Below are 19,360 nucleotides of genomic sequence, written 5' to 3'. Positions count from 1 at the left end.
AGAAGTCTGCCTCAATTACCTTACATAGCAGACGTGCTTAAAAAGGTTTTCACTCAGCAATGGCTTCTGAAGGCGATTTGAGTTGTGAGGTGATCAGGGGCACTTTAGGCGCGAGAAAAAACCCGACTAAACTGGCAAAAAGGATGGGGGTGAAAGGGGCAAAATTAGTGAGTTTGGAGAGGAGTAAGGTTGTACTAATCGGTGTGCGCGTCACGGAGGCATTCAGCGCTGCCATTGTGCAGATCATCGCCAAAGCCGGATTAATTCCTGGTATCAAAGCCGCTATCGCCTTACCCAGACAGGCACCCGTGAAAAAGATGGGGATGATAAACCCGCCTCGCCAGCCGCCTGTGACGGTAAGGCTGATCGTCACCATTTTGGCAAATGCTAAACCCAACAGAAAGAGAACCGGAAATGAACCATCGAGAACCGCTTCTAACTCGTGGTGGCCAAAATAACGGGTGAGAGGTAAAACAGCCGCAAAACCCCCCAATCCCAAGCCTGCAACAGTGGTTCGCACATAAATGGGGCCGGGAATCTTGGCAAATAGGCGATCGCATCCTCGAAAAATAGCCATGAAAATCCATCCAGCTATGGCTCCAATAATGCCGAACACAATAGCCAGAGCAAAATCATCGATGTTATTGAGGGTGTAATGAGGGAAATGCCAGGTGGGTGCAATTCCAAGTTTGGTAATGGCGGCAAAAACTAAATAACTGGCGCAGCTAGAGACAATCGCCGGAAGTAAGGCTTCGTAATACTCCACAACGTGCTGGTGATGGAGAATCTCTAAGGCAAACATGGCACCGCCAAGGGGTGCGCCAAACAGAGCAGTGAAACCTCCTGCCATTGCGGCTAGACTCATAGATCGAAGGTCTTCACCGTTGAGATTGAGGCGATCGGCAAACCAAGTGCCAAAAGAGCCAGTGACTTGTACTAAGGGTGCTTCTGGGCCAGCACTGCCGCCGGCGGATATGCTGACTAAAGAGGCGAGGAGCATGGACGGATTTTTGCGAGCATCCAAGCGTCCGCCGCGAAAGTGGATATTATCGACAATTACCGCAATTTCACCCGGATTTCCCAGAAAATAAATCACAAGGCCAATCACCAATCCCGCCAACGGCATCACAATTAACAGGTTTGGGCCTGTAAACTGTTCCAGAGCGTGAGTGATGAGTTCCAATATATACCAGTACAGCCCAGCGAAAAGACCGCAAGCTGTACCAACAACGGCCCAGCGGATCACCCAGCGTGACAGCATAATCGGATTACGCTTGACGAGGCCAAAAAGTTGAGGGAATGTCCAACGGTGAGAAGGTTCAGTGGGCTGAGGCTTTTGAGGTAGCACTGGTTGTTCCCTGATTGTAATAAAGTGAAGCCAAAGATACAGAATGTTTCTTTTCTTAATGCTAGAAGTTTAACCTCAAAAAGCTAGCGATGAGTTTGGCTGGAAGGTTGTTATTGCCTCAAGTAGGGGGCTGGGTTTTGTCGGTGTAGTGCTGCCGCCTTGCCGGATAAAAGGCTAGAACACTGATTCGACTCAATCTCACGTTAGTTGGGCGCTTGTAAGCGCAGCACCAGAAAAACGGGATTTTTCCAACTGGCTCGGCAAAATATAAAAAAGAAGTGGAGCATCAATCAATGAACGACAAAACAACAAGACGCACATTTTTAACAACAAGCCTTGCCGTTGCAGGTGGCATCATCGGATGTGCCACGCTTAAACAAGACCTCACATCCACAGCAAAAGATCAGCCACCTGTAACAACAAACTTGCTATCGACTGGGACAACCATGCAAGAACGAGAGTTAGGCAAGACGGGTGTCAGAGTTCCCATCTTCGGTTTGGGGGGTGCAGGACAAACACCACTATCCTGGGAGAACCGTGAAGGAGATGCTGTAGCGATTATCGAACGTGCTTTAGAATTGGGGATTCGCTACTTTGATACAGCGGCTGAATATGGGCCGAGTGAAGATAATTTAGGTAAAGTACTACCACCGCACCGAGATCAGATATTTTTAGCCAGTAAGACATCGAAACGCGATCGCGATGGAGCTTGGAGGGAATTGGAGCGATCGTTAAAACGGCTTAATACCGATCACCTCGATCTTTGGCAACTACACCACGTTTCATTCGACCAAGAATTGGACACAATCTTCAGTAAAAACGGCGCAATTCAAGCGGTAGAAGAAGCTAAAGCCCAGAAACTGATTCGCTTCGCTGGCATTACTGGACACCACGAGCCAAATATCATCATTGAAGGGTTGCGTCGATATGCATTCAACACCACACTCATCCCCATTAATGCCGTAGAAATACACCATCCCCGCTCCTTTATTCCTAGCGTACTGTCAGTCGCACGCGAGAAAGGAGTAGGTGTGATTGCCATGAAAGTCCCAGCCTATGGGCATTTGTTTAAACCAGGCGTTTTGGATGGAATGCACCAAGCTATGGGATATACTCTGTCTCAGCCTGGAGTGCATTGTTGTGTGATTGCGGCTGAAACCGTTGCCCAGCTAGAGTCGAATGTGGAAGTAGCACGAGCTTTCAAGCCACTCAATGAGGCAACCCTAGCACAGATTGAGCAACGCACTGTTGCTAGCTGGCAAGACAACACCTTCTACCGCGCTTGGACTTAGCATAGGTTAAAGCTTATAAAGTTGAACATTGAAAGTTTGGATATTAGGAGCAAGCTCCCTGTTAGGAAGGGTTGAAAGTAGAACGTTGAACGTTGAAAATTTGGAAGATAATTCTATTTCCTGATAGTCAGACTACAGATTCCACTCTTGCTGTCCCTTACTCAGGGGGGATGGTGGTTCCCATAAATAGGGCTATTGTTCTTCATGTGTTTTACTTTTTTGTCCGGGAGAGCTAAATGAGACACAACTTTCTCAAACTTAGCCTTGCACTACCAATCCTCACGGTCGCAGGACTGTTCGCGGCTCGACCCGCAACGGCGGTATCTTTTTATACCATCACCAATCTCGGCTCAACTGATTACGACAGCTTCAACTACCTCGGCGAGTTAGCTGCTGCTGGAAAAACCTACAACGCTACAACTTATGTAGCCGGGAGTAATGTCTTTTTGAATGACGATACTGTAATAGACCTTAGCACTTTTGCTCCAAGCTATAGTCCTGATGGTACTACAGCCGTTGCTATTAACAACCTTAACCAAGTGACCGGAAATACAGGTTTTGCTGAATCCTTTTTCTGGAGCGAGGAAACAGGCTTTACTTTGATTAACGCACCAGGCCCTGGAGGTTATATTTCGGCATCGGACATCAACAATCTCGGTCAAGTGGTAGGGACTGCGGGAGCGCCATCTGCTGGCACTGAGGGTTATGTTTGGAGGCTCAATGGTCCAGACTTCAACATTGGACTTTTACCGGATATTGACCCTGGCTTAGGCGGTACTTCTGCTATAGGAATTAACGACAACAGTCAGGTCGTGGGTGTTTTTGGTAGCAGTAGTTTGGATAACTACTATCGAGCGATTCTCTACGAGGAAGGCACGTTATACAACCTCAATAATCTAATTCCTGCTAACTCTGGCTGGACTCTAGAAAGGGCATTTGACATCAATAATCAGGGACAAATCGTAGGTACTGGTGTTGTCAATGGTCAAGAGCAAGACTTCCTACTAACTCCTACCAATGGAACTGACCCCCAACCGGTACCTGAACCTTCTACAACTTTAGCTACCTTAGCGTTGGGTACTTTCGGTGCTTTAAAGATTCTCAAACACAAACGGAAACAGCCGCATTTGTAGCCTTTTTTAGGTTGCATTGGAACGGGAGCATCCAGTTACAGTAAATTTGTAGAGCAGGCAAGATGCCTGCTTTGGTTAAATAAGGGAGCAAGACGTAGCTGATTAGCTTATCAGTTATAGATTGTGATTAAAAAGCCGAGGGAGGGAATCGAACCCCCAGCCTACGTAAACGAGACGCAGGTGCCACCTTGGCAAAAAATGAGCCTTGCACAGTTCCTACGATTAAAATTAATGAGGACGCGCGGCAAGCACTTCAATTTTCTTGTTAGCCTCGGCAAGAAAAGGTGGCTTTAATTGCAGTTTTAACCAAGCAATAAGCCGATGAATCAAAATTAGAGCATGAAGACGTAGGACAGGCGGTCAGCGCAAGGACGTTTTTAGGTGTTGATTTGGAATCATCTATTAACGTTGTGCCTGACACAGTTCCTAATGATTTGTATGAGCAGCTTTTAGGAAAAGGCATGAATAGATTAGTTCAGGACAGGTGGTCAGCGTGCAGACGTTCTTTAGTACCTGCTTGGAACCGGCTAGTTTACGTCGATTACCTGAATCAGTTCCTGATATACTACATCATATTACATGACTACTTAATCCGTCAAGCTGTTTGATAAAGATACCCAGGCTTGGCAAACAGCGAAGCATACAGCAGACGCCCTTCCTCTTCCACAAACTGACCTGCAAAATTCTTGCCCTTTACTGTTTGCAAACGAAGGCTCATGAACCGTTCTTCTTCCTTAATTCTAAACTTCTGTTTCGGTGTCTGTGCTAACCAATTGCGGACTTGTTCTTGGCGTTCAATGCGACTTTGATTGAGCTGTTCTCTCAATTCCTGGAGATTGCCAGCAGAGAAAGGAACCAAAGGCTTTTTCACCTCTATATCTTTCTCTGCATACATTGCCGCTACACCGTAGCAGAAGCAAACCAAAGGCATCCACAACTCTTGGAAGTAAGCTGCACTGGGGGCAATTTCTATCCCAGCTAACTTATCTTGAATGAAAAACATGGCACCCGTTTGCTGGGGCAATAATTCCAATCGGCTTTGATATTGGGTTAAAAATGCCCGTTTCCGACTGAGAATTTGCTCCAAATGACCTCGATTGGGTAAACCAAACTGCTCATTGAGGCGGGTAATCCCATTCCAAAGTTTGCTGTAATCTTCCTTACCCCGAAGTTCGAGCGCCTCTTCCCGCAGTTGCAAGGGTAGGATGAAGAACCACTGTTCGCGCCCTTCCAGGTAGCCGCCTTGAGAGGCTTGCACGCAGCAGGCATCTTCAAACATCAGTTTTTGACCACCGGCGATAAACGCAGAACGGCACAGAGCATGGTTTTGCGCTCGGTCTTGAATATAACCCATGTGCAGGGGAACGATCGCAACTCCGGTTTCAGATGGGTTGGAAAGTTCCATATTCCCATAGCCGCGCACTTGAGTTAGCTTCAATCCAGAGAGAGGGCTAACGAATCGACTATCGATATCGGCACCGAACATAGGCAACACCGTCAGTGTTCCCGACTGCTGCGGCATTCCAAAACGATAAGTGGACAAGTCAAATTGAGTGGGAATTAATTGATGGTAGTCCAAGGTGCTACCTCCTTTTCGACCTTGTAGAGTTTTTCGAGTAGAAACTCCCGCAGGCACTCTGACGCACCTTTACCGTCAGCCATCAAGAACAACGACAGCACTATGTCTTCAAAGTCATCTTGATGCCAGAATTCCAGTTGCGGCAGGTTCTCGGCAGGACGCCGTAAGCTTAAGTCATCGGAGGGCGTAAACTTGCTATGGCACAAAACAACAGGCGTCTGCACACCAGCATTCGGCAAAGAGGCCACAACACGTTCCAAGTCTCCGGGATAGACATTCTCATACCCATCCGTAACAATTGCCACTACATCCGGTTCACCTTCCAGCGCATCCAGGAGAGCCGTTGCTAAATCCGTGCTACCTTCCGGTAGTGGCAGATATCCAGAACCCCCCACCGTATGAACTTGCAAATTAGTACAGCGTTTTTCGAGTACCCGTTGCAAGGCGATGGATTGAGCCAGAGCACAATATTCGCGTTCGCCATAGCTACGAGTCGAGGCAGAAGTATCCAGAACTAGCGCCACTTTCCCCGCAAATTGAGGCAATTCCCGCGCCGCTTCCTCAACGTAGCCCTCTACAGCCTGTTCCAACTGTGCCGAGCTACCACCCCGGTAGAGGTGAACCAGCGTTGCGGCAATATCACCGCGATTGGTTGCCGTAACCGTTTTGGGGCGTTCTTGGTGCTGCTCTATCTTCTCGATATACTGCTGATGAGCCTGCTGATACTGACCGTTACCCGTTTGGCGTGTCCCCTGCTTGTAAACAAAGGGCAGGACGAGGTTTACCCACTGAGCATCGCGGACAAACCGCAGCAAGTTGCGACGCAGATAGGCTTCGTTAGCCGTTACCTCTTCACTGAGCATCTTGGCACAAGCTCGTGCCACATTCTTACCCAGTGCATGTTCCAGGCAATCCACCAAAGTCGGACGACGACGGCTTGCCATGTCTTCAAACTGGGGATGATTGAGAATGTACTTGAGGATGGCTTTTGTAGTATGTTTGTGATTCGACCGAACTCGTCGCAGCGCCAGAAACACCGTCAACACTTGGTCGGGGTGCAAAACTGCCAGCAACAAATCTGTAACACGCTCTAAAGTGCAACGGACTTCGTTCGACATCCCTTTGCGAGAGCGTTGCAGCAATTGAAACAACATCCGCACACGCTGCCAAGGTTGAATGGTTTCTGCTACAGCCAAAAGAGCATAAAGCTCTGGATTTTGGTCATAGTTCGACCGATGCAACGCTTCATCATTCCACTGAGGTGGTGCTGCATTTCGCCGCAGAATAAAGGGCTGATTTTCTGTACGCAAATGCTGAAGGAAATTTGCGAGGGTTGGTTGGCTAATATCCATTGGACGCCTCCTCTCTCCAAATTTGAGGCGCGGGAAGGTAATGATGAAAGAATGTTACCGCCGCTTGATTACTTTTATGTTACATAAATACTACAAAAGTGTCAAGAGGCTGTCAAAATTTAAGAACTTACGTATTGACCCTAGTTGGTTAAACTCAATCTATCAGTATCAAAGGCTGTGGTGGGCATCGCCCACCCTACCTGACCACTCAACATGAAGCTGCAAAGTATACAAAAATGTTCACCGAAGAGGCTCTCAAAGCAATTATTGCTGGTGGTGAAACTCTCACCGTCGAGTTCAAGAGTGATCGAGGACCTCTACAAGACACAGATCTATTAGAAGCTGTTGTTTGTCTCGCTAATACGAAAGGTGGAAAGCTGATCGTTGGTGTTGAAAATGACGGGCGTGTGACAGGTTTACATCCACGTCATTCGGATTCTGCTTCTCATCTTCTTGCTGCTCTTGTAACCAATCGCACGGTACCACCTCTGGCAGTAGAGGCGGAATTTGTTGATCTCTCAGAGGGACGTATTGCGATATTGGATGTACCAGCCGTTCCACAAATGGTATCGACCAGTGATGGACGAACTTTGATTCGTCACTTAGATACACATGGACACCCAAAATGCAGACCTCTCTACCCAACAGAAATAAATAGCTGGTACGCTGATCGTGGTCAACGTGACACAACAGCACGGCTTATGACGAATGCCAAGTGGGAAGATCTCGATCCTCTTGAGTTTATCCGTCTACGTCGTTTACTGAACGAATATCGAGGCGATGCATCTCTTCTAGATTTGTCAGACAAAGAGCTAGCGCGTGCTTTAGGCTTTGTGCAGAGACATGATGTAATACCAACGCTGGCTGGATTGCTTGTAGTAGGTCGAGAAGAGGCTTTACGTGAACAAGTTCCTACTCATGAAGTTGCATTTCAGGTGTTACGTGGGCAAGACGTTGCTATCAACGAGTTCTACCGTTGGCCGCTACTGCGGGTATTTGAACGGATAATGGAAGCTTTTAGCCTTCGCAATGAAGAGAGTGAACTGACAGTAGATTTATTTCGTGTAGGAATTCCTGCTTATGATCCGCGTGCTTTTCGTGAAGCCGTCAATAATGCTCTAACTCACCGCGATTACAACCGGATGGGAACCGTGCATGTTCAGACTCACGACAATGCAATCGTGATAAGGAATCCGGGTGGTTTGATGGAAGGTCTTCGATTAGATAACTTGTTAAATACTGGCCCTGTTCCAAGGAATCCACTACTCGCTGATATTTTTAAGCGTTTAGGGCTTGTAGAGCGTACTGGGCGAGGAATTGGGCTGATATATTCTGGGCAATTACGAACTGGGCGGTTACTTCCCGATTACTCAGGAACTACTAATCATAGCGTTGCTGTCCGTCTACCTGGCGGAGAATCTGATCTCGACTTCGTAAAAATCATATTGTTAGAGGAAAAACGGCTAAAGAGATCTTTCAGTCTTGATGAATTACTAATGCTCAGTCTTCTTAGACGAGAGCGAGAACTCAACCTAGCCGAAGCAGGGCGTTTAATACAAAAAGGTGAGGATGAGGCTCGTCGTGTGCTTGAAGAACTCACGGAAGATGGTTTGATAGAAAGATTGAAAACCTCACGCCAGCGAGAATACATGCTCAGTGCTTCTATGTATCGACACATGGGTAAGCCTGAAGCTTATATTCGTCGTAGAGGCTTTGAGCCATTACAGATGGAGCAGATGGTTTTGCAATATACTACTAAACACGGACGCATTACACGGTCTGAAGTAATGAATTTGTGTAAGATTAATAGGAATCAAGCATCTCATCTCCTCAGGAAACTTGTACATCAAGGTCTTCTTCAAAAGATGGGTACTAGTGGTACTGGTCGTGGTGTACATTATGTTCTTCCACAAGCTGCAATATCGGAAGAGGCTACGGTCAATATGTCTATTAATTCTCAACAAAGGCTTAGTTTAAACAATACTAATGATATCGATATATCCATATACTCTCAGGATGTTCTTTCCAAATCTGCAATGTCTGAAGACGCTAAGGAAGATACGTCTATTAATTCTCAAAAAAGACTTGATTCAAAGAACACTACTGATATAAATATACCCCTGTTCTTTCAACTAGAACTTGACTTAGAGAACACCATTGATGAGTAGGAGCGAAGTAAGCAGGGTAAGCAGGAACTGCTTTTTGGTGTCAACTTGCTTCAACGTTCGCTTGAGTGCACTCAGGATTGCAGGTAGCTATGCCGTTTCCATATTCGAGTGGATAGCGATGCTGTGCATTGAACTTTGAATAAACTCGTCTGCAATCTCGACAGATGCGATCGCACTAAGGAAGAACGAATCGAGGGAAAGGTGCGATCGCGTGAGAATGCTCTTCCTTGAATCTAAACTCTTATTAGCTACGTTAAACTCGGTTTAAAGCTCTCAACGTTTGCGGTTGAAATCTAGATGGCTACCACTACCCAACGTACACTGCAAGACTTCCTGAAACTACCCAATATTGAGGAATCGCCAGCTTGGGAGTTTGTGGATGGACAAGCCAATCAAAAACCCATGCCCACAAGTCACCATAGCATCTTGCAGAAACGCCTAACTGCTGCAATTGACCAAGCTGACTCAGCTTACGAAGCTTTTCCAGAACTGCGTTGTGTCTTGAGTAACAACTCTGTTGTTCCTGACATCACAGTGATTCGCCGAGAACGAATTCCCTCTCGGAATATTCCTGTCGAAGGTGCACCCGATTGGATGATTGAAATCCTCTCCCCTGACCAAAGTACTACTAAATTGATTGCCAAAATTCAGAATTGTTTGCAGGAAGGGACACAACTAGGATGGCTAATCGATTCAGAGGAACAGGTGATTATAGTACTGTGGCCTGATAGTCGTATGGGTTTACTGAAAAACAGCGCTCGCTTGCCTGTTCTCGATGATATTCCATTAGATTTGACCGTCGAGCAAGTGTTTAACTGGGTGCGATCGCGCTTGCGCCCATAGAACAGAGTAACTCGCTCCAATGAATCGAGGAAAAATGCGATCGCAAGCTCAACTCATTACATTCAAAATAGATCGGTGATCGCATAATTAAAAATTGACCCTATCCTATTCTCCTGTGTGAGTCTAACCACTATCCACTACAGCGTCGAGTGCATACCCGCCAGAGGCGCGATCGCTAGTGTGATGCTAAAATCGACCCAACGAAAGGGAACTACCTCCACTTGAATATGGTCGCCTCACCCACTCGCTTCTCTGATATTCAAAATCACTGGGCACGTTTATTTATTGAAGGTTTAGCCCATAAGGGCATAATTAGCGGGTTTCCGGATGGCACGTTTCGTCCTAATCAAGCGATGAATCGAGCTGAGTTTGCTGCTATCTTACAGAAAGCCTTTACCCAACCCAAGAAGCGCCCCTACGTTCCTTTTGTCGATGTTCCAGCCAAGTTCTGGGCAGCCCCAGCCATTCAAAAAGCGTATGAAGCTGGATTCATCTCCGGGTATCCGGGTAATCGATTCCGCCCCGAAGCCAGTATTTCCCGATTAGAAGTATTACTCTCTCTCGCCACGGGCTTAGATATTCCTGCCAATAGTACATTCGCGCTCAAAGTTTCACTGCCAGAACGCTATCAAGATGCAGCTCAAATCCCCGCCTATGCCACCGATAAAATTAGAGCGGCTACAGGGGCAAACCTGGTCGTGAATTATCCAAATTTGAAGCAACTCAGACCCCTTGAGGCGGCGAATCGTGCAGATGTGGCAGCGTTTATTTACCAAGCCTTGGTGTATTTGGAAAAGGTGCCTGCCATTACTTCTGAATATATTGTTCTTGTTCGCCCAAAAACAGTTTCAGTGAGTCATAAACGGGAGTTTAGAGCGGTTTGGGTAACAACAGCATGGAATATCGATTGGCCTTCTCAACGTGGACTCCCCGTCGAACAACAAAAAACTGAACTCATCCAGATTCTTGATCGGATACAAGCCCTAAAGTTCAATGCGATAGTCTTACAGGTACGACCCACAGGAGATGCTTTATATTCATCTCAATTAGAACCTTGGAGTGAATGGCTAACAGGGACTCAGGGCAAAGCACCGGAACCCTTTTATGACCCCTTAGAATTGGCGATCGCCGAAGCTCATAAGCGTAATATTGAACTTCATGCCTGGTTCAATCCCTACCGTGCTGGAACCTCTTCCCAACGTTCCCCCAATGTTCGCCCTCATATCACCATTAGCCATCCAGAATATGTTTACCAATACGATACGAATGTGTGGATGGACCCAGGAGCGAAAGTTGTTCAAGATTGGACGTACAACGTCATTCTCGATGTAGTCCGCCGCTATGATATCGATGGGGTTCACCTGGATGATTATTTCTATCCCTATCCCGTATCTGGAGTGAAATTCCCAGATGACAAAACCTATAGCGCTTATCAAACAGCAGGCGGTAAACTGGCGCTCGCAGACTGGCGGCGAGATAATGTAAATCGCATGATGGAGCGCCTATCCTCAGGAATCCAAGCCACAAAACGTCACGTTAAATTTGGCATTAGTCCCTTCGGCATTAATCGCCCTGGACAACCACCTCAGATTAAAGGATTAGATCAGTATGAAGCGATTTATGCTGACCCGAAGAAGTGGCTAGAAGAGGGTTGGGTCGATTATATGTCCCCTCAACTCTACTGGCGGATTGACCCCCCAGAGCAAAGTTACTCGGCTTTGCTGCAATGGTGGGTTGATAATAATCCTAAAGGTCGCCAAATTTATCCCGGTAATAACCTCAGTAAGCTGGATGGCAAAGACTGGCCGATTTCTGAGTATGAAAGACAGGTAGCAATTACGCGGAATCTCGCCTCAAAACTGGCTTTGGGAAATATTTTTTATAGTATGAAGCCATTGACTCAAAATCGCTTAGGGGTTTTTGAGCGATTCCAAACCTCGCTCTATCCCGAATTGGCATTGGTTCCCAATATGCCGTGGCTGGGTACTGTAGCACCGACTATTCCTGATGATGTAAGGGTGAAAGATGGCAACCTAACCTGGAAAGCTCCCAGTTCTGGAAATATTCGTTCTTTTTCGCTCTATAAACAGAATGCGGATGGCTGGAAGCTGGTGGGAATCATTGACGCTGCCACCACCACTGTTACTATAGATCCGGGAACTTATGCCTTGTGTGCGGTGGATATCCTTGCTAATGAAAGTGCAGGCGTTGTTATCTCAATCACATAAGATGACCCGACCTAAAATTTCGACTAAAATTGAATTTTCTTGAACAAAAGTAATTATTTAATATATATTAAATAATATCTCAAAGACTTGTACCCATTGAAAGGGACATAGTTAAGTCTATTGAGAGATGATGTTCGATGTGATTTCAGGAAATCTTTATTAAGAAGACTTATTCTTTACTCGTGATACTCATCTGGGATGGCTACCCATTTTTGGGTAGGCTCTATATTAATTCGGCAACAGCTTAACAGGTTTACAATATCTAGCATTACCATTTACCCAATATTTGCATTTGGAAAAGTTTACTGTTTAACTAACTATAAAATGTCCTTTGGTTAATGCTGTTTTTAACAGGAGTACTCTTGTGTCTAGTAGCCTAAAATTACTGATTAGACCAGCTAGATTGGGAAGAAATTTATCACAAAAATCACTTCAGGGATTGCGGTTTGTATTTGTAATGTGGCTGCTGAGTCGGCTGTTGATTATCATTGCAATGCAGCTAATCGCTCCTCATTATGCCGCTACTCCTGCGGAACATCCTACACCATTTCCCCTAGATTTCGTCCCCGGTTTTGTTCCTACCACGAGCTTGGAACTGTTCGCCCATTGGGATGGGGCTTGGTTCAAACAAATTGTCACTCAAGGCTATAACTATGTGGATGATGGAAAAATGCATAATATTGCTTTTTTTCCCGTCTTTCCTTTAGTCGTTCGAGCAGTCATGAGTCTCGGTTTCTCATTTGAGATAGCGGGTCTACTGGTGAACAATTTAGCGCTTCTGGGTGCCATGATTCTTCTATACCGTTGGGTAGAGGAGTGTCACGGGGATAGTGCGGCTAAGTGGGCAACGGCAGTGATGGCTTGGTGTCCCTTCTCTTTATTCGGGACAGTCATCTACTCAGAAGGGCTATTTTTGTTATTCAGCACAGCCGCTTTGAGAGCGTTTGAAAAGCACCAGTATGCCAGAGCCGCGCTGTGGGGGGCACTAACGACAGGAACACGAGTCACTGGAGTGGTGCTGATACCGACCTTTCTTTTTGTAGCGTGGAGAGAGAAAAGACCCCCAATTGCTTACTTGGTTGGTCTGGCTACCAGTGGAGGGCTGTTGCTGTTCATGCTGTTTTGTTGGATTCGTTTTGGTCATCCTTTGACCTTTGTCCATGTGCAGAAGGCATGGGGTACGGCGTCTGGAATCAACTGGCAGGGTTGGTGGAGTATGATTGTGAATCTTTTCCACTGGCGATGGGGGGCTGTCAAAGAATTCACGAAGTTGTTTATGGTCTTTGGTAGTGCTTATCTGTTTTGGCACATGCGCCATCAGATGACGCGAGTTGCCACTGCCTATGGGTTTTTCTCTTTCTTGCTGATTATCAACTCTGGCGCAGTCTTATCTGTCAACCGATACGTTTATGGTATGGTGACGGCATCTCTGGCGTTAGGTCTGTTGCTTTCTCGTCACCCACGTTGGGGATTCGCGACGATGGGCTTGTTTGGTACGATGCTGGTCGGCTTTGCCATTCGTTTTGCCTGGTGGCGTTGGGTGGCATAAGCAAGTCATATCGAATTTGTTTGCATTGGAATCATATTTTTTTAACGCTCCAGAGCGCTTCAGGGGACGCCGAGGTTTTTGCAGAATTCCGATGCAAATTGAAAGGAGATCACAAGGCTAAGAAGGAAGGATGAAATTGTTACACGACACTTCATCCTTCATCCTTTACACTTATATCCTTCCGTTAGCGTAGGGTAACGAACTCTTCCGCTGTGGAAGGATGGATACCAACAGTAGCGTCAAAGTCTTGTTTCGTGGCTCCCATCTTGAGGGCGATGGCAATTCCTTGTATGATTTCTGCGGCATGTTCGCCCACCATGTGAGCGCCCAAGACTTTCTGAGTGTCCTCCTCGACGACTAATTTCACCATTGTCTTCTCCGCCCGACCACTGAGAGTATGGTACATGGGTCTAAAGGCAGCGCGATAGCACTTCACCGCTTCACCCCAATTTTTCCTGGCTTGAGCTTCTGTTAAACCGACTGTCGCCCCCTCAGGGGTGGAAAAAATGGCGGAAGGGATGTTATCGTAAGCCATTGTCCGAGGTTGACCGCCAAATACGGTATCGGCAAAGGCACGACCTTCATTAATCGCAACTGGGGTTAGATTTATGCGGTTGGTGCAATCCCCGACGGCATAAATATGCGGCTGGTTGGTGCGACTATACTCATCGACTGCAATGGCATCCTTTTTAACTTCCACCCCAGCATTCTCTAGACCCATATTTGGCAAATTGGGCTTGCGACCGGTCGCAGAAAGAATCACATCTGCGGTTACTGTCAGGTTGCTATTCGCGATCGCCAGTTTAAGACCTTCTGGAGTTTTTTCAATAGAGGCGGCTTGAGAGTGGTTAAGAATCTCAATCCCGTGCTGTTGCATTCCCTCTTGAATGCCTGAACGCAGATCATCATCAAAGCCTCGTAAAATTAGATCGTTGCGATCGAGCAGAGTTACCTTAGAACCCAGACCGTTCATAATACAAGCAAATTCCACGCCGATATAGCCAGTGCCAATAATGGCGATGTGCTTGGGTTGCTCCTTGAGGTGGAACATGGCATCAGAAACAATTGCATGTTCAATGCCTGGAATATCAGGCTTATAAGGCTCTCCCCCAACCGCAATTAAAATTTTATCGGCTGTAATCTTGCGGTCATTGATTTCTAAGGTATGGGGATCGAGGAACTTCGCATAACCATTAATTAGATCCACCCCCGCATTGTCAATCATTCGCTGATAGACCCCATTGAGGCGTTCAACTTCCTGATTAACGGCAGAAATCATTTTAGGCCAGTCGAGGGTACTGTGTACGGCACTCCAACCATAGCCTTGTGCATCCTCAAACTGGTGAGGGAAGTGAGAGGCGTAGACCATCAATTTTTTAGGGATGCAGCCACGATTCACACAGGTGCCCCCTAATTGGCTAAATTCCGCAATCCCTACTTTTGCCCCATATTGTGCCGCCCGTCTCGCCGTAGCGATTCCTCCCGAACCCGCACCAATCACAAACAAATCGTAATCGTAGGTCATCATTTGATCAGCTCCTTTTTATTTAGTGTAAGAACTGGCGTGGTGGGATCGGAGCTTGAGTGAGGATGAGGCCGGATCTTTTAATAGGATGGGAGAAGTTTTGCACTCCATTGCGCGATATGAGTAGACAATCCCCCCCTCTCCCTCTCCCCCCCTCTCCCTCTCTCCTCCTCATTGCTTAGGTGGAGGCGATGAGGGTCGTGAGCCAGACGTTGGGGGGTCTATTTCAAGTGGATAATCGGGAGGCGGTTCTCCTTGCAACTGGTGACGTCCATTGCGAATTACCCGGAGCATTTCGGTTAGTTGCTGCTCGATACTGGTGAGAACAGCGTCGGCGTAGTCATCAGCACCATTTTGAATATCCTCACACTCGGTGAGTGCCATCAGGCGCATCTGCTCTAATTCTTGTTGTGCTTGCAGGCGCATCCGCTCAATTTCAGCTAAGGTTTGCTCTTGGATGGCTTCACACTCTTGCTGCACGCGTTTGCGGATTTGGTTGGCTTCCATTTCTGCCTGCTGGATAATGCCCATTTCATCCAAAATCTGGTCAGCCCGTCGTTCGGCGGCTTCCATAATTTCTTGGGCATATTCTTCGGCTTGCAGGAGAATTTCCTCCCGTTGGCGGACGATTTTTTCCGCGTCTTCAAACGCTTTTGGTAGATTTTCCCGGACTAAATCGAGTTGAGCCAACATCAGTTCTTCATCCACCACCGTGCGTTTGGTTAAGGGGATGTGCCAGCTATCGACGATTAGGATCTCTTCCATGCGGTTGAGTTCCTGCTGGATATCTACACCTCTCGATCCATTGGACGGTGGTTCACCTGAGTTGTTGGATTCGTCTCGGTCGGGGGGGTCGCTCCGGGATGGGTCTCGGTGTAACATCGGCAAATATCTAGCGCAACCTGCTGAGGAACAAGATGATCGACGGAGCCGCCAAATTTGGCAATCTCCTTAACTACGCTACTACTTAAGAAACTGTACTCGTTCGAGGTAGCGAGAAAAACGGTTTCAATCTCATCCCAGAGGGTTTGGTTAGTATGAGCCATCTGGAGTTCTTTCTCAAAATCTGAAACGGCTCGTAGCCCGCGCAGTAGCACTTTAGCATTCTTCAGTCTCGCATATTCCACGGTCAAACCGTTAAAGCTGTCTACTTCAACGTTGGACAGATGTGGGGTACATCGGCGTATTTGCTCAATTCGCTCTTGTACCGTAAATAAGGGCGATTTATCGGGATTGCGTAGCACGGCGACAATCACATGGTCAAAGACCCTTGAGCCACGTTCGATAATGTCGAGGTGCCCTAAGGTGATGGGATCGAAACTGCCTGGGTAGATTGCAATCACTTGAGGAGTATCAGGAGAAGATACTGAGGCATTATAGCGAGCGATCGCTGTTTATGATTAAGTCCAGTTAATAGTGTCAATCCAACCTAAGGCGAAAAGCGCGATCGCACTTGCAATTTGGGCAGAGGGAGTCATTGGCGGGAGTTACTGCCTAAGGGGCGATCGCACCTTTGCTGCTAGTGCTGACATTGGCTACGCTACGGAAAGAGCCAGATGGAGTTTAGGGTTGGGAGTGAGGAGTGCGATCACGCTTCAATACCAGTGAGTCAGTAATCGAGTTAGCTGTGTAAAGGATATAGGTAATATGAGCAATACAAGAACTCTCACATGGAGTAAAGTAGAGTACACAGCTCAACTTGCTTTTGATGTATGGGGCGATCAACGAGAGGTAGAATGGGCAAAACAAGCTTGGGAGAGCTTAATTAAAGCCGGACTTACTACCTACTCTACTAAGACTGAATACTGCCACGTCATAATTCGTTTCTTTGCTCTTATTGATTTATACCTCGGATTTTCTAGGATTGCTTGGGGAAAATACATCGAACCGGATTACTTTCCGTGGGCGAAAAAACTGCAAATCCACCCATTTCAAGTTGGACAACTAATTGCTGGCGATCCTAATTGGAACCTCAGTGACAATGAAAATAGATACGAAATTGGGCTAAAGTTTTTAGCTAAAAAATATCGTTCTCATGTTACAGTGGCGCTGCTAGACGATTTTGGCAGTGAGTCAAAACTTTTTGTTTCCCTTTATCGAATTGGTGAAACGTACACAGATCCTGTGGACTGTGATGAAGGTCAGGAAGAGAGTTACTCCTACAAAACTGACCAAGAAATCATGAACAAAGCCACGGCAGAAAATTCATTGGCATTTGAGTGGCTTACCACTATATGTTCTCATAAAGTAATTAGAAAGCTCAAACTGCCACCTGAACCGCAATCAATGGTTGAGGAGTTCAGCCTAAACCCAGAATACAGTTTGTTTGAATGTGCTGATGATACTGGCTTTGAGGAAGCAGAGCTAGAAGACTGGGTAAGTGCTATTGAACGCAAAGGACAAGCAATTATACATGGATCACCAGGAACAGGCAAAACATACATTGCTGACAAACTCGCAAAACAGATAATCGGCGGCAGTGATGGTTTTATGGAACTAGTGCAATTTCATCCAGCCTATGCTTACGAAGATTTTATTCAGGGCATTCGTCCACAAGCTAGGCTAGATGGACGGCTTGATTACCAAATAGTTTCAGGTCGCTTTCTAGAATTCTGTAAAAAAGCAGAGTTTTGTGAAGGTTTGTGTGTTCTGATTATTGATGAAATCAACCGCGCAAACCTAGCTCAGGTGTTTGGAGAGTTAATGTATTTGTTGGAATACCGCGATAAAAAAATACCTCTAGCTGGAAGTAGCAAACCATTTGGCATCCCGGAAAATGTTCGCATCATCGGCACAATGAATACAGCTGATCGCTCTATTGCCCTAGTCGATCATGCCTTACGCCGTCGGTTTGCCTTCATCGAACTTCGTCCCAATTATAATGTGCTGCGACGGTATCACCAAAGGAATACTGGTTTTCCAGTGGATGGATTGATTGAGACGCTGAAGCGGTTGAATAAGGCGATCGCAGACAAACACTACGAAGTTGGCATCTCCTATTTTTTAACAGAAAATCTGGCTGAAGAAATTGAAGACATCTGGCAAATGGAGATTGAGCCGTATCTGGAAGAATACTTTTATGATCAATTGGACAAAGTAGACGAGTTTCGCTGGGGCAAAATCAAACCGCAGCTTGATCTATGAGTGCGGCACGAATTATTCAGCTAACTGAATATATCCCTATAAAGCTTGAACGGGAAGAAATTCCACCAGCAATTGAAGAAGCCTTGTGGCGTAACTATAGAAATCAGGTCAAGGTAGAATCTCCATCCTTTCAGAATGGCAGAAAGTGGAAACTCACATCTCAGGGATGGGTTGGTCATATTCCCTTAACTCCAGAATTCCACCTTACGCTACTTCCCAAAGTTCAGCTAAAAAATCTCTTCGGGATGTTGGAGTATGCCTACCAACTGAAAAAGAAAAGTTTTCGTTTTCTTGAAGGATTAGTTGATTGCCAATCCCTAGAAGACTTCTACAGCCGATTAGCTCATCTCTTAGCCCGTCGCATTCTTGAGCGCGGACGTAAGGGATTTTACCGCGCCTATGTCCCGAAAACGGGTAAGCTAGCGTATGTTCGAGGCAGGATGAATATTCGGCAAGCTATTCAAAAGCCTTGGGATGTTAAACTTAACTGCCAGTACGAAGAATATAGCGGCGATATTGAGGAAAATCAGATTCTCGCTTGGACTCTTTTTATCATTGGTCGCAGCGGTTTATGTTCGGAACGAGTATCACCAATAGTGCGACAAGCCTATCACACTCTACAAGGTTTTGTTACGCTTCAGCCTATCTCTCCGGAAGATTGTATTGGACGAATCTATAACCGCCTGAACGAAGATTATCGACCTTTACACGCGCTTTGTCGATTCTTTTTAGAAAGCAGTGGAGCGAGTCATGAAAGGGGAGCATACACAATGCTACCCTTTTTAGTTGACATGGCTCGTCTTTACGAACTTTTTGTTGCCGAATGGCTTAAGGAATACTTACCACGACACTTATTGCTCAAATTTCAGGAACAAGTCAATATCAGCAAAACCGTGTATTTTAAGACTGACTTAGTGGTGTACGATATCTCAACTGGAACAGCACGCTACATTCTGGACACAAAATACAAAACCCCCACTCAACCCGCAGCCGATGACATTGCTCAAGTGGTAGCCTATGCTGTGTCTAAAAATTGCCAGGAAGCGATTTTGGTTTACCCTGAAAATTTGGCTCATCCTTTAGATGAATGGGTAGGAGACATCCGAGTTCGTAGCTTAACTTTCTATTTAAAAGATGACCTCGATCACGCAGGACAAGTCTTTTTACAGAATTTACTTGTCTCCAAGAGTCGCTAGCGT

Annotated in this window: 15 protein-coding genes; 9 read left to right on the top strand and 6 right to left on the bottom strand. The window is 46.3% G+C overall.

Annotated elements, in window-relative coordinates:
• Positions 1-49: 49 nt before the first annotated feature.
• Positions 50-1,348 (bottom strand): chloride channel protein, encoded by a 1,299-nt coding sequence (locus tag NDI48_23485; GenBank protein MEP0834131.1) that lies wholly within the window; start codon positions 1,346-1,348, stop codon positions 50-52.
• A gap of 293 nt (positions 1,349-1,641) precedes the next feature.
• On the opposite strand from NDI48_23485, the gene NDI48_23480 reads away from it, so the two are divergent.
• Positions 1,642-2,640: an aldo/keto reductase gene (locus NDI48_23480; protein MEP0834130.1), complete on the top strand. Its 999-nt coding sequence runs from the start codon at positions 1,642-1,644 to the stop codon at positions 2,638-2,640.
• 236 nt (positions 2,641-2,876) lie between these two features.
• On the top strand, positions 2,877-3,773 hold the full coding sequence (locus tag NDI48_23475; protein ID MEP0834129.1) for a PEP-CTERM sorting domain-containing protein: 897 nt from the start codon (positions 2,877-2,879) through the stop codon (positions 3,771-3,773).
• A gap of 595 nt (positions 3,774-4,368) precedes the next feature.
• On the opposite strand, the gene NDI48_23470 is transcribed toward NDI48_23475, so the two are convergent.
• A complete protein-coding gene (locus NDI48_23470; protein ID MEP0834128.1) occupies positions 4,369-5,352 on the bottom strand; it encodes a hypothetical protein in 984 nt (327 codons plus the stop codon).
• Complete coding sequence (locus tag NDI48_23465; protein MEP0834127.1) at positions 5,334-6,704, bottom strand: VWA domain-containing protein; 1,371 nt, start codon at positions 6,702-6,704, stop codon at positions 5,334-5,336. The genes NDI48_23470 and NDI48_23465 overlap by 19 nt, the downstream gene beginning before the upstream one ends.
• 236 nt (positions 6,705-6,940) lie before the next feature.
• On the opposite strand from NDI48_23465, the gene NDI48_23460 reads away from it, so the two are divergent.
• The 4 genes from NDI48_23460 (at position 6,941) to NDI48_23445 (ending at position 13,492) form a co-directional block, all read left to right on the top strand.
• Entirely contained in the window at positions 6,941-8,872 is a 1,932-nt protein-coding gene (locus NDI48_23460; GenBank protein ID MEP0834126.1) for a putative DNA binding domain-containing protein, read from the top strand.
• Between the two features lie 297 nt (positions 8,873-9,169).
• Positions 9,170-9,715 carry a Uma2 family endonuclease gene (locus NDI48_23455; protein ID MEP0834125.1) on the top strand — a complete coding sequence of 182 codons (546 nt, stop codon included), beginning with the start codon at positions 9,170-9,172 and terminating at the stop codon, positions 9,713-9,715.
• A gap of 227 nt (positions 9,716-9,942) precedes the next feature.
• Positions 9,943-11,943 carry a family 10 glycosylhydrolase gene (locus NDI48_23450; protein MEP0834124.1) on the top strand — a complete coding sequence of 667 codons (2,001 nt, stop codon included), beginning with the start codon at positions 9,943-9,945 and terminating at the stop codon, positions 11,941-11,943.
• 364 nt (positions 11,944-12,307) lie between these two features.
• The gene (locus tag NDI48_23445) at positions 12,308-13,492 is read left to right on the top strand and encodes a hypothetical protein (protein MEP0834123.1); all 1,185 of its coding nucleotides are present in this window, start codon (positions 12,308-12,310) and stop codon (positions 13,490-13,492) included.
• A 184-nt stretch (positions 13,493-13,676) separates the two neighbouring features.
• Here the strand turns inward: NDI48_23445 and gor are convergent, their stop codons facing one another.
• The 3 genes from gor to coaD form a co-directional block, all read right to left on the bottom strand.
• Positions 13,677-15,017: a glutathione-disulfide reductase gene (gor, locus tag NDI48_23440; GenBank protein MEP0834122.1), complete on the bottom strand. Its 1,341-nt coding sequence runs from the start codon at positions 15,015-15,017 to the stop codon at positions 13,677-13,679.
• A 171-nt stretch (positions 15,018-15,188) separates the two neighbouring features.
• Positions 15,189-15,782 (bottom strand): ATP synthase F0 subunit B, encoded by a 594-nt coding sequence (locus tag NDI48_23435; protein ID MEP0834121.1) that lies wholly within the window; start codon positions 15,780-15,782, stop codon positions 15,189-15,191.
• Between the two features lie 23 nt (positions 15,783-15,805).
• A complete protein-coding gene (gene coaD / locus NDI48_23430) occupies positions 15,806-16,360 on the bottom strand; it encodes a pantetheine-phosphate adenylyltransferase (protein MEP0834120.1) in 555 nt (184 codons plus the stop codon).
• Between the two features lie 73 nt (positions 16,361-16,433).
• Here coaD and NDI48_23425 point away from each other — a divergent pair, with 73 nt between their 5' ends.
• The 3 genes from NDI48_23425 to NDI48_23415 are packed head-to-tail and all read left to right on the top strand — an operon-like array spanning position 16,434 to position 19,357.
• The gene (locus tag NDI48_23425) at positions 16,434-16,625 is read left to right on the top strand and encodes a hypothetical protein (GenBank protein MEP0834119.1); all 192 of its coding nucleotides are present in this window, start codon (positions 16,434-16,436) and stop codon (positions 16,623-16,625) included.
• Between the two features lie 39 nt (positions 16,626-16,664).
• Complete coding sequence (locus tag NDI48_23420; GenBank protein ID MEP0834118.1) at positions 16,665-18,161, top strand: AAA family ATPase; 1,497 nt, start codon at positions 16,665-16,667, stop codon at positions 18,159-18,161.
• Positions 18,158-19,357 (top strand): McrC family protein, encoded by a 1,200-nt coding sequence (locus NDI48_23415; GenBank protein ID MEP0834117.1) that lies wholly within the window; start codon positions 18,158-18,160, stop codon positions 19,355-19,357. The genes NDI48_23420 and NDI48_23415 overlap by 4 nt, the downstream gene beginning before the upstream one ends.
• The last annotated feature ends 3 nt before the right edge of the window (positions 19,358-19,360 follow it).

Source organism: Microcoleus sp. AS-A8, from assembly GCA_039962225.1.
In the GTDB taxonomy this organism is placed as follows: domain Bacteria; phylum Cyanobacteriota; class Cyanobacteriia; order Cyanobacteriales; family Coleofasciculaceae; genus Allocoleopsis.
This window is presented reverse-complemented; position numbering and strand designations above follow the sequence as displayed.

Coding starts and splice junctions, on each gene's coding strand:
- NDI48_23435 (MEP0834121.1), bottom strand. CDS start 15,782: ATGGAAGAGATCCTAATCGTCGATAGCTGGCACATCCCCTTAACCAAA.
- NDI48_23450 (MEP0834124.1), top strand. CDS start 9,943: ATGGTCGCCTCACCCACTCGCTTCTCTGATATTCAAAATCACTGGGCA.
- gor (MEP0834122.1), bottom strand. CDS start 15,017: ATGACCTACGATTACGATTTGTTTGTGATTGGTGCGGGTTCGGGAGGA.
- NDI48_23480 (MEP0834130.1), top strand. CDS start 1,642: ATGAACGACAAAACAACAAGACGCACATTTTTAACAACAAGCCTTGCC.
- NDI48_23465 (MEP0834127.1), bottom strand. CDS start 6,704: ATGGATATTAGCCAACCAACCCTCGCAAATTTCCTTCAGCATTTGCGT.
- NDI48_23455 (MEP0834125.1), top strand. CDS start 9,170: ATGGCTACCACTACCCAACGTACACTGCAAGACTTCCTGAAACTACCC.
- NDI48_23415 (MEP0834117.1), top strand. CDS start 18,158: ATGAGTGCGGCACGAATTATTCAGCTAACTGAATATATCCCTATAAAG.
- NDI48_23460 (MEP0834126.1), top strand. CDS start 6,941: ATGTTCACCGAAGAGGCTCTCAAAGCAATTATTGCTGGTGGTGAAACT.
- NDI48_23475 (MEP0834129.1), top strand. CDS start 2,877: ATGAGACACAACTTTCTCAAACTTAGCCTTGCACTACCAATCCTCACG.
- NDI48_23420 (MEP0834118.1), top strand. CDS start 16,665: ATGAGCAATACAAGAACTCTCACATGGAGTAAAGTAGAGTACACAGCT.